The sequence below is a fragment of the Epibacterium sp. Ofav1-8 genome (assembly GCF_022348185.1).
Classification (GTDB): Bacteria; Pseudomonadota; Alphaproteobacteria; order Rhodobacterales; family Rhodobacteraceae; genus Epibacterium.
The window spans coordinates 208438-221778 of sequence record NZ_JAKRFD010000006.1 but is presented as its reverse complement, the minus strand read 5'-3'; the positions used below and the strand labels follow the sequence as shown (position 1 = coordinate 221778).

General features: G+C 63.6%; 12 protein-coding genes. 5 read left to right on the top strand and 7 right to left on the bottom strand.

Annotated elements, in window-relative coordinates; genetic code table 11:
• Positions 1 to 298: 298 nt before the first annotated feature.
• Entirely contained in the window at positions 299 to 664 is a 366-nt protein-coding gene (locus MHM97_RS12025) for a hypothetical protein (RefSeq protein ID WP_239322595.1), read from the bottom strand.
• Positions 665 to 928: 264 nt separating this feature from the next.
• On the opposite strand from MHM97_RS12025, the gene MHM97_RS12020 reads away from it, so the two are divergent.
• The 4 genes from MHM97_RS12020 (at position 929) to MHM97_RS12005 (ending at position 5154) form a co-directional block, all read left to right on the top strand.
• Positions 929 to 1903: a glutathione S-transferase family protein gene (locus MHM97_RS12020; protein WP_239322594.1), complete on the top strand. Its 975-nt coding sequence runs from the start codon at positions 929 to 931 to the stop codon at positions 1901 to 1903.
• Positions 1904 to 2007: 104 nt separating this feature from the next.
• Positions 2008 to 3006 (top strand): threonine-phosphate decarboxylase, encoded by a 999-nt coding sequence (locus tag MHM97_RS12015; protein WP_239322593.1) that lies wholly within the window; start codon positions 2008 to 2010, stop codon positions 3004 to 3006.
• Complete coding sequence (gene cbiB / locus MHM97_RS12010; protein WP_239322592.1) at positions 3003 to 3914, top strand: adenosylcobinamide-phosphate synthase CbiB; 912 nt, start codon at positions 3003 to 3005, stop codon at positions 3912 to 3914. Before MHM97_RS12015 ends, cbiB begins: the two co-directional genes overlap by 4 nt.
• Before the next feature lie 43 nt (positions 3915 to 3957).
• Positions 3958 to 5154, top strand: a complete 1197-nt coding sequence (locus tag MHM97_RS12005) for a lytic murein transglycosylase (RefSeq protein ID WP_239322591.1) — start codon at positions 3958 to 3960, stop codon at positions 5152 to 5154.
• Here MHM97_RS12005 and MHM97_RS12000 read toward each other — a convergent pair whose 3' ends face one another.
• Both MHM97_RS12000 and MHM97_RS11995 read right to left on the bottom strand, forming a co-directional pair.
• The gene (locus MHM97_RS12000) at positions 5155 to 8610 is read right to left on the bottom strand and encodes a chromosome segregation SMC family protein (protein ID WP_239322590.1); all 3456 of its coding nucleotides are present in this window, start codon (positions 8608 to 8610) and stop codon (positions 5155 to 5157) included. It lies immediately after the preceding gene.
• Positions 8611 to 8739: 129 nt separating this feature from the next.
• Positions 8740 to 9954, bottom strand: coding sequence for an aminotransferase-like domain-containing protein (locus tag MHM97_RS11995; protein ID WP_239322589.1), 1215 nt, complete (start codon positions 9952 to 9954; stop codon positions 8740 to 8742).
• Positions 9955 to 10107: 153 nt separating this feature from the next.
• Between MHM97_RS11995 and MHM97_RS11990 the strand changes: the two genes are divergently transcribed.
• Complete coding sequence (locus MHM97_RS11990) at positions 10108 to 10875, top strand: FadR/GntR family transcriptional regulator (protein WP_239322588.1); 768 nt, start codon at positions 10108 to 10110, stop codon at positions 10873 to 10875.
• A gap of 6 nt (positions 10876 to 10881) precedes the next feature.
• Here MHM97_RS11990 and MHM97_RS11985 read toward each other — a convergent pair whose 3' ends face one another.
• The 4 genes from MHM97_RS11985 to MHM97_RS11970 all read right to left on the bottom strand — a co-directional run bounded on the left by MHM97_RS11985 (position 10882) and on the right by MHM97_RS11970 (position 13285).
• Complete coding sequence (locus tag MHM97_RS11985) at positions 10882 to 11706, bottom strand: phosphate ABC transporter ATP-binding protein (RefSeq protein ID WP_239322587.1); 825 nt, start codon at positions 11704 to 11706, stop codon at positions 10882 to 10884.
• A 160-nt stretch (positions 11707 to 11866) separates the two neighbouring features.
• Positions 11867 to 12424 (bottom strand): F0F1 ATP synthase subunit B, encoded by a 558-nt coding sequence (locus tag MHM97_RS11980; protein ID WP_239322586.1) that lies wholly within the window; start codon positions 12422 to 12424, stop codon positions 11867 to 11869.
• A gap of 4 nt (positions 12425 to 12428) precedes the next feature.
• Complete coding sequence (locus tag MHM97_RS11975; RefSeq protein ID WP_239322585.1) at positions 12429 to 12974, bottom strand: F0F1 ATP synthase subunit B'; 546 nt, start codon at positions 12972 to 12974, stop codon at positions 12429 to 12431.
• An 86-nt stretch (positions 12975 to 13060) separates the two neighbouring features.
• Positions 13061 to 13285 (bottom strand): F0F1 ATP synthase subunit C, encoded by a 225-nt coding sequence (locus MHM97_RS11970; RefSeq protein ID WP_005636439.1) that lies wholly within the window; start codon positions 13283 to 13285, stop codon positions 13061 to 13063.
• Positions 13286 to 13341: the final 56 nt, after the last annotated feature.

Here is a 13341-nt window from a genome sequence, read left to right as displayed (position 1 = left end):
CGGGCCCGTGGCAAAACACACAGCCTCCGGCGGGAATTCCCTCTGTCAGGGGCTACTTGTTTCGATACCTGAAAACGGACCGCCACGTTTTGCGCACTCCCAAGCCCACTGTATGCGCTAACGAAGATATCGAGGGGTTTCGCTTCGGGCTTTGCCCGAAGCGACTCGCGCGCTGCGCGCCCGTACCGGGCGCGCAGCGCGCGGGGCCCAACTATTGATGTCAGGTCCTGAAAGGACGTGGCGCCAATGGGCGGGAGCCTCCCCCCCTTGCATCCCACTTCCCCGGTGCGCTGAGGCGTCAGCTGTCTCCCAGGTGGTCGTGTCCCAACAATCCAACTGGCGCATCAGGTGCGCGATAGAAATCCAGCGGCGCCGTTTCCGCGGCGGCGGTTGCGCGCTTGAACTCATAGCGCATCTCGCCCGCCTCCGCTTCGGACGCGACGATCAGGCACTGTGACAGGTGACGAGTGCCATCGTAGAGATCCACAAGGCCGCGCAATTGCGGAACGGTCTCCTCTTCCACCGAAAACCCGCTCTCCCATTGACGCAGCACCGGATAGATCTCTTCGCCGGCGTGCACGCGAAGACGATTCTTCTTCTTCATGCCCTGGAGGCGCGCCTTGTCCAGCGCATCCTGCACGGATTTAGGTACATATGTGGTCATGGTCTCAACCTCCGGCTCACGAGGACCGATCTACAGGGTGACGTCAAATTGGCTAAAATCAAGTGAATACACCGCATGTTCCGTTGAGCCGATGTGACTGTTGTGGTCATGCCGCGCCCTGGCTTTGGACCTCCGCCCCCACGGGCTCTGCCCATCCCCTCGGCACCTGTGCGGCTGCGCAGGGACGCTGCGCAACGACACAGGTGGTCGAGCTTCGCCCGCGCCCCTATCCTTCTCAGCAACCGAGGAAAGAAAGGGCTGATCATGGGACTGCTGGTCGACGGCACGTGGCACGATGTCTGGTATGACACCAAATCGCATGGAGGCGCATTCAAGCGCTCCGAATCGCAATTTCGCAACTGGCTCAGCGCGGACGGAAGCCCCGGCCCGGCGGGTCAGACCGGGTTCAAGGCAGAGAGCGGGCGGTATCACCTCTATGTCTCCTACGCCTGTCCCTGGGCGCATCGCACGCTGATCTTTCGCAAGCTGAAAGCGTTGGAGGACCACATATCGCTATCTGTCGTCCATCCCGATATGCTCGACAAAGGCTGGGAGTTCAAAACCGACGAGGCGGGCGCAACCGGCGATACGCTTTTCGGGTTTGACTACATGCACCAGATCTACACCAAGGCGGACCCGGAGTACTCCGGCCGTGTGACGGTGCCAGTGCTGTGGGACAAGCAGGAAAACACCATCGTCTCGAACGAGAGCGCGGAGATCATCCGCATGCTCAACTCCGCCTTTGACGACATCACCGGTAACACCCGCGATTTCTGGCCCGAGGCGCTGCGTGAGCCGATCGAGGCGGTGAACGCGCGGGTCTATGACACCGTGAACAACGGCGTCTACAAGGCCGGGTTCGCCACCTCGCAAGAGGCCTATGACGCAGCTGTAGGACCGCTGTTTGACAGCCTCGACTGGCTGGAGGACATCCTGAGCCAGCACCGCTATCTGATGGGCGATACGCTGACCGAAGCCGACTGGCGCCTGTTTACCACGCTGGTGCGGTTCGATCCGGTCTACCACCTGCATTTCAAATGCAACCGGCGCCGGATCATCGACTACCCCAACCTCTGGGCCTATACCCGGGAACTCTACCAGATGCCGGGCGTGGCAGAGACGGTGGTGATGCCGCATATCGTGCGCCACTATCATTACAGCCACGACACCATCAATCCGCACCGGATCCTGCCGATCAACCCGGTGCTGGACTGGGACGCCCCGCACGGACGCGGCTAACGGCGGGGCCGAACAAGGCGCGGCGGAGGATCCCGCCGCGCTTGCTTTATGCAGGCGTCAGAGGCATATCGTCCCGAGACCCTGTGAATAGAGACCGCTCCGCCATGTCAGACAGCCCCCCCAGTGCCGAAGACAGCGTTCCGGCGACCGCCCTGCCGGAACAGGCTTCGGTGCGAGACCACGGCGGCAACCTGGCCGCCGCCATCGCGCGCTTTGGCGGGCAACGCGGAGACTGGACCGACCTCTCCACCGGCATCAACCCGTCGCCCTATCCGCTCCCGCCGCTACTGGCGGAGGACTGGACCGCCCTGCCCGACGCCGATGCACAACAGGCGCTGATTGCCGCGGCCCGCCGCTTCTGGCAGGTCCCGGACGAGGCGGATATTCTTGCGGCACCGGGGGCCTCCGCCCTGATCGCGCGGCTGCCCGCGCTCCGCCCGGCTCGCACCGTCAGCATCAGCACGCCGACCTACAATGAACACGCTGCCGCTTTTGACCACAACGGCTGGCAGATCCTCGACACCGGCCCGGCCGAGGCACAGGTGGTGGTTCATCCCAACAACCCGGATGGCCGTCTCTGGATGCCCGAAGAGGTCAACGCGCCCTTCTGCATCATCGACGAAAGCTTTTGTGACATCTGCCCGGATCAGAGCCTGATCGCCCGCGCCACCATCCCCGGCACGGTGATCCTGAAGAGCTTTGGCAAGTTCTGGGGACTGGCTGGCTTGCGGCTGGGATTTGCCATTGGTGATCCGGAACTGATCGCAGGTCTGCGCGCCGCCATGGGGCCATGGGCGGTCTCCGGCCCGGCCCTGCGCATTGCCACACACGCCTTGAACGATCCCGACTGGGCTGCCACCACCCGGCTGGAGCTGGCCGATGCCGCCGCGCGGCTGGACCAGCTGATGCAACAGGCCGGAGCTCAGACCGTTGGCGGCACCGACCTGTTCCGGCTTTATGACGTGGGGGATGCGCAGGCCTGGCAGGACCGCCTCGCCCGCGCCCGGATCTGGAGCCGCATCTTTCCCTATTCCACCCGCTTCCTGCGCCTTGGCCTGCCGCCGATGTCCCGCTGGAGCCAACTGGAGACCGCCCTGACATGAGCACCGCCGCGCTGCTGATCCCTGCCCTGCTTATCGATGCCGCCCTGGGAGAGCCGAAATGGCTGTGGTCCCGCATTCCGCATCCGGCAGTGCTGATGGGGCGGCTTGTGCAGGCGCTGGATGATGGGTTCAACGATGGAGAAGGCAAGCGTGGCAAGGGTGTCATGGCCGTGTGCGTGCTGGTCCTGACCGGGCTGCTCCTTGGCTGGATACTGTCCTGGCTCGGTGCGGTGGTCAGCGTCCTGATCGCTGCTATCCTGATCGCGCAGCGGTCGCTGACCGATCACGTCGGTGCGGTGGCCGCCGGCCTTCGGCACGGCCTGACCGACGGGCGCACGGCGGTTGCACAGATCGTCAGCCGCGACACGGCCAGCATGACGGGGCCGCAGGTGGCACGCGCCGCCATCGAAAGCGGTGCGGAGAACTTCTCCGACGGGGTTGTTGCGCCGGCCTTCTGGTTCCTGGTCGCCGGCCTGCCGGGGCTGTTGATCTATAAACTGGTCAACACCGCCGACAGCATGATCGGCTATCGCACCGAAGCGTATGAGGAATTCGGATGGGCGGCGGCGCGGCTGGACGATGTGCTGAACATCATCCCGGCCCGGCTGAGCGCCCTGTTGCTGGCCATCGTCACCCGCCGGACCGGGGATTGGGGCATGATCAGCAGCGATGCGCGCAAGCACCGCTCGCCCAACGCGGGCTGGCCCGAGGCGGCGATGGCACGCGCGCTTGGCGTGGCACTGGCGGGGCCGCGATCCTATGATGGCGCGGTGCGCGACTTTGCCTGGGTCAATGAAACCGGTTCCAAGAGCGCCGGCGCCCATGACATCACGCGCTGCTGCGAAATTCTTTGGAAATCCTGGGGGCTGACACTTGTTCTAGTGGTTGCATTGGGGCTGCTATTCTAGATACCGTTAGCGCGAAACCGATCCGACCAAAGGACATATGGCCATGCGCGTGCTGCCGAGCCCCAAAGCGGTCCTGCACCGCACCGCCCTGATCGCCCTGCTGAGCGTCCCGAGCCTTGTCGCGGCCCAATGCGGAGGCGGTTTCCAGAATTTCGTGCGCGGCCTCAAGGACGAGGCGGTCTCTGCCGGCTACGCGATCAATCTTGTCAACAACTTCTTCAAGGGCGTGTCCCAGGATCAGAGCGTGCTGCGCGCGGACCGCTCCCAGGGCGTCTTCCAGAAACCCTTCATTGAATTCTCGCGTCGGCTGATCTCCCAGGACCGGCAGATCCGCGGGCGTCGCAAGGGGGAGGAATTCGACAAGATCTTCGAACGCATCGAGACGACCTATGGCATCGACCGCGGCGTGCTCCTGGCCTTCTGGGCCTTCGAAACCGACTACGGTGCCGTGCAGGGGAATTTCAACACGCGCGACGCGCTGGTGACCCTCGCCCATGACTGCCGCCGCCCGGAGCTGTTCCGCCCGCAGATTTTCTCGGCTCTGGAGCTATATCGCAAAGGCGACTTTGATCCCGCGCGCACCACCGGTGCCTGGGCGGGCGAAATCGGCATGGTGCAGATGCTGCCCAGCGATATCCTCGAACACGGGGTGGATGCGGACGGGGACGGGCATGTCACGCTCAAGACCTCTGCCGCCGATGCGCTGATGTCGGCCGCGCGGATGCTGTCTCACCTGGGCTGGCGCGCGAATGAGCCCTGGCTGCAAGAGGTCACCATCCCCGCCGGCATGGATGTCTCCGCCTCCGGACCTGCGCATAAGAAAACCGTCTCCGAGTGGGATGCGATGGGCGTTGTGCCGCGGTCCGGTGGGTTTGCGATGAAAGAGGCCAAAGCCTCCTTGTTGCTGCCGCAAGGCCACAAGGGGCCGGCCTTTCTCGCCTATCCGAATTTCGACATCTATTTCGAGTGGAACCAGAGCTTTACCTATGTTCTGACCGCCGCCTATTTCGCCACACGGCTGGAAGGCGCGCAGGTCTACAATGCCGGAGATTCCGAGCAGGGCCTGTCAGGCGACCAGATGAAGGAACTCCAGCGCCGCCTGCAAGCCCGCGGGCATGATGTGGGGGATGTGGACGGTATTCTGGGCGCCAATACCCGGCTCGCCGTGCAAAGGGAACAACAGCGCCTGGGCCTGCCGGCGGATGCCTGGCCCACGCCGGATCTTCTGAACGCGCTTTAATCAGGCCACCAGCGCCTCTGCCTTTTTCAGATCCACGGACACCAGCTGGCTGACGCCTTTTTCCTGCATCGTCACGCCAAACAGGCGGTCCATGCGCGCCATGGTGACGGCGTGGTGGGTGATGATGAGGAACCGCGTATCGGTCTGGCGGCACATTTCATCGAGCAGATCGCAGAAGCGGGTAACGTTGGCATCGTCCAGCGGCGCGTCAACCTCGTCGAGCACGCAGATCGGCGCCGGGTTCGACAGGAACACCGCAAAGATCAGCGCCATCGCGGTCAGGGTCTGTTCCCCCCCCGACAACAGCGACAGGGTCGACAGTTTCTTGCCCGGCGGCTGGCACATGATTTCCAGACCGGCGTCCAGGGGATCGTCGCTTTCGACCATCAGCAGGTTCGCCTCGCCGCCGCCGAACAGATGCGTGAACAGCATCGCAAAGGAGCTGTTGACCTGTTCAAAGGCGGTCAGCAGGCGCTCCCGCCCTTCGCGGTTGAGCGAGGCAATGCCCGCGCGCAGGGTCTTTACCGCCTCTTCCAGATCGAGCTTTTCCGCCACCAGCGTATCATGCTCTTCCTGCACCTCGCGGGCGTCCTCTTCGGCCCGCAGGTTCACCGCGCCAAGCGCATCGCGTTGACGCTTGTGGCGCGCCACCTCGATTTCCAGCTCTTCGGCGTTGGGCATGTCTTCGGGGGCGACCTGTAGCTGCTCCAAAAGCTCCGCGGGCTCCATCTGCATGACCTCGTCGATACGCTCGGCGGTGGCCTCCACGGTTTCGCGGGCGGCCTCGGTGCGGGCTTCGGACCGGGCCCGCGCCTCCCGCGCCTCAGACGCCAGGCGTTCGCATTCGCGCTCGTTGTGGACCGCTTCACGCAGCACCGCTTCGGCGGCGACCAGCGCATCTGATGCCTCTGCCTTGCGCGCTTCCGCATCGGTGATCTGTTCGTTCAGCTCCTCGCGGGTCTCGGCGATCTCGCCGGGCACCGCCATCGCGTCCTCAAGCTCCTCCTGACTGGCCTCGCGGCGCTCTTCCAGCTCGGCAATCCGCTTGCCCGCAGAGTCCAGTCGGTGCCGCCAGCCGGAGATTTCCTTGGTCACAGTTTGCGCGCGTTTGGTCCGTGCCTCCCCCTCACGGCGCAATTCGTCCAGCGCCGAGCGATGGGTGAGCATGGTGATCCGCGCGGCTTCGACCCCGTGTTTGATCTCTTCGACCTTGGCGCGCGCCTCGGACAGATCCCCAAGGGCCGCCTGCGCCGCCTCGGCCTCCTTCAACTGCAGGGAGGCCGTCAGCGCATCCTCTTCATGGCGGGCCACCGCGATGCCAAAGTTTTCCAGCTTGCCTTCGGCGAGGTTCTTTTCCGCCTCCGCACGGCTGAGGGCGCGGGCACTGTCGGCCACCCGCTGATCGGCAGCGCGACGGGCCTGACGGGCGGCTTGGTCGGCGCGCGTGACCTCTTCGAGCTTGCGCACCAGCGCCTCATGCGCGGCCTGCGCGCCCTCGGTGCGGGCGGTGGCATGGGCCAGATCCTGCTTCAGCGCCTCCAGCCGGTTCATCTGCTCCAGCCGCATCGCCGCCGCCGAGGGCGCATCCTCGGCCCAGGAGCGGTACCCGTCCCAGCGCCAGAGATCGCCCTCCAGCGTCACCAATCGTTGCCCCGGCTGCAACAGCGGCTGCAAACGCGCCGCCTCGTCCGGGTCAACGACTCCGATCTGGCCAATCCGGCGCCAGAGCGCATCTGGGCCGTCCACATATTTGCCCAAGGGCTCCACCCCATCCGGCAGCGGCGCATCCCGCTCATAGGACGGCAGGGTCAGCCAGCCCGTCGGCCCATCGCTGCGCGCAAGCGGTGCGCGCAAGTCATCGGCCAAGGCGGCCCCGAGGGCCTTTTCATAGCCCGGCGTCACCCGCAGGTCATCCATGACCTGACCACCCTCGGCGGCGTCACGCTCGACCAGCTTTGCAAGCGCCGTGACCTCGGCCCGCAGCGCGCCCAATTCACCCTCGGCCTCAGAGCGTTTGGCGCGCGCTTCGGTTTCCTGCGCCTGGGTCTCGGTACGCAGCTCATCGGCTTCGGCCAGCGCGTCTTCTGCCATTTCGGCGGCTTCGCGGGCCTCTTCCTCAGCCTCGACGGCGGCCTCATAGCTGGCTTCGGAGGCCGTCAGGGCCTCGCGCGCCGCCTCCTGCGCAGCACGTGATTTCGCGCCCTCGCCTTCGGCCCGCTCCAGCGCGCGGCGGCAATCCTCGACCAGACGTTGCGCAGACTGATGGCGGGCGGCGAGACGTGCGACATCTTCCGTCACCTGCGACAGATGTTCTTCGCCGCTGTGCAAGATCGACGTGGATTCCTGAGCCACCTCGGCGGCCTCCGTCATACGCTCGTCATGTCCTTCCCCCGCCTTGGCCAGTTCGCGCTTTTCCCACTCCAGCCGCTCGATCGTTTCACCGGCGTCCTTGTTCAGCCCCGCTTCGCGCTCGATGTCGTTGCCAAGCTGCTGGATGCGGCTGTTCAGACGTTCGATATTCTGTCGTGCCTGTGCCTCCTGGTCCGACAGCGCATCACGCTGCACCACCAGCCGCTGCAACACGGCAGCCGCGATGGCGTCTTCTTCGCGCAGCGGGGGCAGACCTTCTTCGGCGCTGGCCCGTTTCTCGGCAGCAACGCGGGCCAGCGCCTCCGCCTTGGCGGCCTGGGTGACGCGGGTGCGCAGCTCGTCCTCTGCCGCAAGCCGCGCATCATCGGCCTCGCGCCAGCGGCGATAGAGCAGCATACCCTCGGCCAGCCGCAGCTTCTCGCCGATCTCGCGATAGCGCTGCGCCTGTTTGGCCTGGCGTCCGAGCTGTCCCAGCTGCGTCGCCAGCTGCTCGATCACGTCATCGACACGCAGCAGGTTCTGTTCGGTGTTCTTCAGCTTCAGCTCTGCCTCGTGCCGGCGCTGATACAGGCCCGAGATCCCGGCCGCCTCTTCGAGCACCCGCCGGCGCGCCTTTGGCTTGGCGTTGATCAGCTCAGAAATCTGCCCCTGCCGCACCAGTGCGGGCGAATGCGCCCCGGTGGAGGCATCGGCAAAGAGCATCTGCACGTCCTTGGCCCGCACATCCTTGGCGTTCGCCTTGTAGGCGGAGCCGACGTCGCGCGTGATCCGGCGCACAATATCGAGCTGGTCCGCGTCGTTGAAACCCGACGGCGCCAGCCGCTCCGAATTGTCGATCTGCAGGCTGACCTCGGCAAAGTTGCGCGCCGACCGCGAGGCCGTGCCTGCAAAGATCACGTCCTCCATGCCACCGCCGCGCATGGCTTTGGCGCGGGTTTCCCCCATCACCCAGCGCAACGCCTCCAGCAGGTTCGACTTGCCACAGCCATTCGGCCCCACAACGCCCGTCAGACCATCGGCGATGATCAGGTCGGTGGGATCGACAAAGCTCTTGAAGCCGTTGAGCCTGAGTTTGGAAAAACGCAAGATCGCCCTTTCTGGTGATTCCGTTGCCGGAAATCACATCAGGCTTGCAGGCCGAGTGTCAACGGCACGTGACGCAAAATCGGCACTTTGAAGCAGGTGCCCCCACCATATCTTGTGGATAACCAGGTTTTACCGCGCCGAGCGCAACACTCGGCCCAGACGCGCCATGCCCTCCGCGATCGTAGTCTCATTGCTATTGGAGAAACTCAGGCGCAAGCAATTCTGGCCCGAACCATCCGCAAAGAACGCCTGTCCGGGCACAAACGCAAGTTTCTCCTGCTCCAGCGCCTGCTCCAACAGGCGCGCCGCGTCCACGTCGGCCGGCAGGGTCACCCAGATGAACATCCCCCCCTCGGGTCGGGTCCAGGTCACGCCTTCTGGCATATGCTCCGCGAGCGCGGCCAACATGGCGTCGCGACGGCGCACATAGACCGCGCGCAGGTTGGCAACATGGGGCTCGAAATGCTGCTGGGCAACCTGATGTGTTGCGATCTGGTTGATGGTGGCCGAATGCAGGTCGGCGGCCTGTTTCATCAGCACCAACTGCTGGATCACCGGCGTTGCTGCGACAATCCAACCGACCCGCAGCCCGGGTGACAGGGTCTTGGAAAAGGTGCCGCAATAGATGGTGCGGCATGCCTCGAGGTCGCCACCGTTCTGCGCCAGTTCGAGCGCCAGGATCGGCGGGATCTCTTCACCGTCATAGCGCAGCGCCTGATACGCGGCATCCTCGATCAGAGCGGCGTCAAGCGATGTGGCCATGTCCAGCGCCGCAAGCCGCTCGGCCCGGGTCATGGTGACGCCCGTGGGATTTGCAAAATCGGGGCTGACATAGGCAAACTTCACCCGGCCGCCTGCGGCCTCGGCCGCTGCGGCATATGCGGCAGGGGATTGGTTCTCGCCCGCGCGCAGGGGGCTGTAGCGTGGCTCATAGGCGTTGAAGGCTGCCAACGCCCCGAGGTAGGTGGGCCACCCCACAAGCGCCGTGTCGCCGGGATCGAGGAACAATTTGCCAAGGTAGTCCAGCGCCTGCTGCGAACCGGAAGTGATGAGGACATTCTCGGGCGGGCAGGGAATCCCGCGCGCGGCCATATGCGCTGCAATCCACTGCCGCAGGGGCGGATACCCCTCTGACAAGGAATACTGAAGAGACTGGGCTTGATGCTCTGGCGAAAGCGCGTCTTGAAACGCGCCGGCGAAGGCCTCGGCAGGAAACAGCGCCGGATCCGGGATCCCTCCTGCAAAGGAAAGCATCCCCGGTTGATCCAACAGCTTGAGCAGCTCGCGAATTTCCGAAGCTTTCATGCGGTTCATTCGTTTCGCAAATTGCGCAGTTCCACTCATTTTGGTTACTTCCTTTCAATTCTTTGGTTGCACCTGATCGAAGAGGTCAAAACAAGTCAATACTACTGACCTATTATTTCAACCATCGTGATCTTGCAGACGGTCTCGGTTGGTGGTCATATGATTTGACCAATCGCTGCCCTTCGAGACCCCATGCCCTTTCAGAAAGTTCAGCCCGAAAAGCTCTCTGCCGCGGTTGTGCGCCAGATCGAGAAACTGATCCTGCGGGGCATCCTGTGCCCGGGGGAGCGTTTGCCGTCTGAACGGGAACTGGCGGAGCGACTGGGCGTGTCGCGCCCCTCGCTGCGCGATGCATTGGCAGAGCTTCAGGACCGCGGCCTATTGGCCAGCCGAGCGGGATCCGGCGTATATGTGGCCGATGTGCTGGGATCGGCGTTTTCGCCGGCGCTGATTCAGCTCTTTGCCAGCGATGATGAGGCCGTGTTTGACTACCTGTCGTTTCGTCGGGATCTGGAAGGCATGGCCGCAGAACGGGCGGCGCGGTTTGGCTCCGACGCCGATCTCGGCGTGATCCAGGAGATCTTCGACAAGATGGAGCTTGCGGGGGACCCGAGCATCTCCGAGGCTGCGGCGGAACTCGATGCGCAATTCCATTCCGCGATCCTCGAAGCGAGCCATAATGTGGTGCTCTTGCACATGATGCGCTCGATGTTCGACATGTTGCGAAAAGGTGTGTTCTACAACCGGCGGATCATGTTCGGTCAGCACACCACCTATGAGGCCCTGCTGGAGCAGCACAGGGCGATCAACGCGGCCCTGCAGAGCCGCGATGCCACCGCAGCCAAAGCCGCAGTCGAGGCGCATCTGGATTATGTCAAACAGGCGCTGGAGGAACAGATCCGCGCGGATCGCAATGCGGAAATCGCAGCGCAGCGGCTGGAGCACGAACGCAATCGCTAGGGGCGCTTACATCGCGGTGCTGTTGATGAAATCACGGGTCTGCTGCTGCAACGCGGCCGTAAACATCATCTCTGCGGTGTCGATCTCCACCAGCTGTCCCTCGTCAAGGAACGCCACCCGGTCGGCAACCTGTGCCGTTTCGGTGAGCGAGGCCGTCACGATCACGAGGGTGTAGTCCCGCTTCAGATCCATCACCAATCGGTTCAGCATCTCCAGCTCCATCCGGTCGATCGACCCGGTCGGACGGTCCAAAAGCAGCACCTGCGGCTGGATTGCGATGCTCCGGGCGAGACAGAGCTGGCGCTGTTGATGAATGGGCAGATCAGTGCCCCGCAGACTGTGCAGATGATCCTTGACCTGATCCCACAACAAGCAGCGGCGCAGCGCGCCCTCAACGACCTCGGAAATCGCAGGCGCGGTGGTGGCAACCCGGTTCAAGCGCACCCCATAGGCGATATTGTCCCAGATCGAGACCGGAAACGGATTTGCCTCCTGGGGCATATAGGCCAGACGCCGGCGCAATGTCGGCAGATCACACGACCGCCGATGAATATCTTCACCCTCGAACAGAATGCGTCCTGTGGTGACGATGCCGCGATCCTCGTCAAGCAGGCGGCACATGGCCCGCAAGAGCGCCGTCTTGCCCGCTCCGGCGCGACCGATGAGGCCAAGAACCTCTGAGCGCATCAGATCGAAAGTCAGGTCGCGCAGAACCGGCTTACCACCAACAGCTGCGCCAAATCCGCAGAAAGACACCAGGGCGCCGTCATCGCGATCACCATTCCCGGGTGGCCGTGTCTGCTTCAGATGCAGGGGGCGAGAGTGGAACATGGGCAAGCCTTGACGTCTATGTCTTCCATTTACCTGATGTCACACAAGAAGGTTAACCGGTCATCGCGAAAATCACGGTTTCATAAAAACTTCATACAGCACGAACGCAACAGGCCCCGGAGCATCCCCGGGGCCTGTTGCTTGTCACATGTACAGCTTCTTAGTGCAGTTTCGCGTCCACGTCCTGGATCGCTGCATCGATCAGCTTGTTTGCATCGGCGGCGGTCATCTGCTTCGAAATCACCTGATCGGCAACTTCGACGGCGATGGCGATCGCACGGTCGCGCACTTCTTTGACGGCCGAGGCTTCCGCAGATGCGATCTGCTCTTCCGCAGCAGCCAGACGACGTGCGATGGACGCCGCGAGGTCGGTCTTGGCCTGTTCCGCAGCTGCAGCGGCCTCGTCACGGGCGTTGGCGACGATGCGCTCCGCCTGTGCCTGGACGTCCTGCTGCTTGCGCTCGTAGGAGGCCAGAAGGGTCTGGGCCTCTTCGCGCAGCGCGCGGGCTTCTTCCAGTTCCGACTTGATGCTGTCCGCGCGATTGTCGAGCTGTTTGCCGATCAGGGACGGCACTTTGGCAGCGAGCAGGATGCCAATGAACAGCAGGAAGGCGAGAACAACAACAAAGTCGGTGTTGCCGAGGTTCCAGCCACCGCCAGCAGCGAGGGCCGGAGATGCGGTTGCGAGGGTCAGAGCAATTGCAAGAGTTGCACGCATGGTCTTAGCCCTCCGTCCGTTTGGCGACAGCCGCCGCAACAGCGTCAGCGTCGTCCTTGCCACCCAGAGCCGTGACCAGAGCGGATGCGGTATCGGTCGCAACAACTTTGACACTTTCCAGCGCGGTGGCGCGGATTTCGGCAATGGCTTTCTCGGATTCCGCTGCTTTCGCAGAGATTTCCTCATCCGCCTTTGCGATTGCCTCGTCGACCTCGGCCTGAATTTCGGCACGGGTCTCGGCGGCGATGCGCTGCGCTTCCGCGCGGGCGTCGGCCAGAGCCTTGTTATAAGCGTTTTCGGCCTCGACAGCTTTGGCCTTGAGGTCTTCAGCCGCGGCGAGGTCGTTGGTGATGGTGCCCTGACGCTCGTTCAGAATGGCTGCAATACGGGGCAGCGCGACGCGCGACAGGATCAGATAGATCACGACAAGCGTGACCAGAAGCCAGAAGATCTGGTTTCCGTAGGTCGAGAAGTCCAGCTGCGGCATGCCGGAAGATCCGTGCGCCGCTTCGGCAGCTCCATGACCTGCGTCATGCGTATTAGATGCCATGTCGTCCTCCTATGGAACTTGCCGTTACACCGGGCGGGGCGCGATTGGCACTCCGCCCGGCCGTAAGGAAAAAGTGTTCCGGAGTCTTAGACGGCGAACATCAGGAGCAGAGCAACCAGGAACGAGAAGATGCCCAGAGCTTCTGCAAATGCGATGCCGATGAAGAGGGTTGCGGTCTGGGAAGCAGCCGCGGAGGGGTTGCGCAGAGCGCCCGCCAGGAAGTTAGCAGCAACGTTGCCAACACCCAGAGCAGCAATACCAGTACCCATGCCAGCCAGGCCAGCGCCGATGTATGCGAGATCGCCTTCCATTTGATATCTCCTTACGATTGGAAGTTGAGGTAGTCGTTCAGACCAGCAGCCTGCCC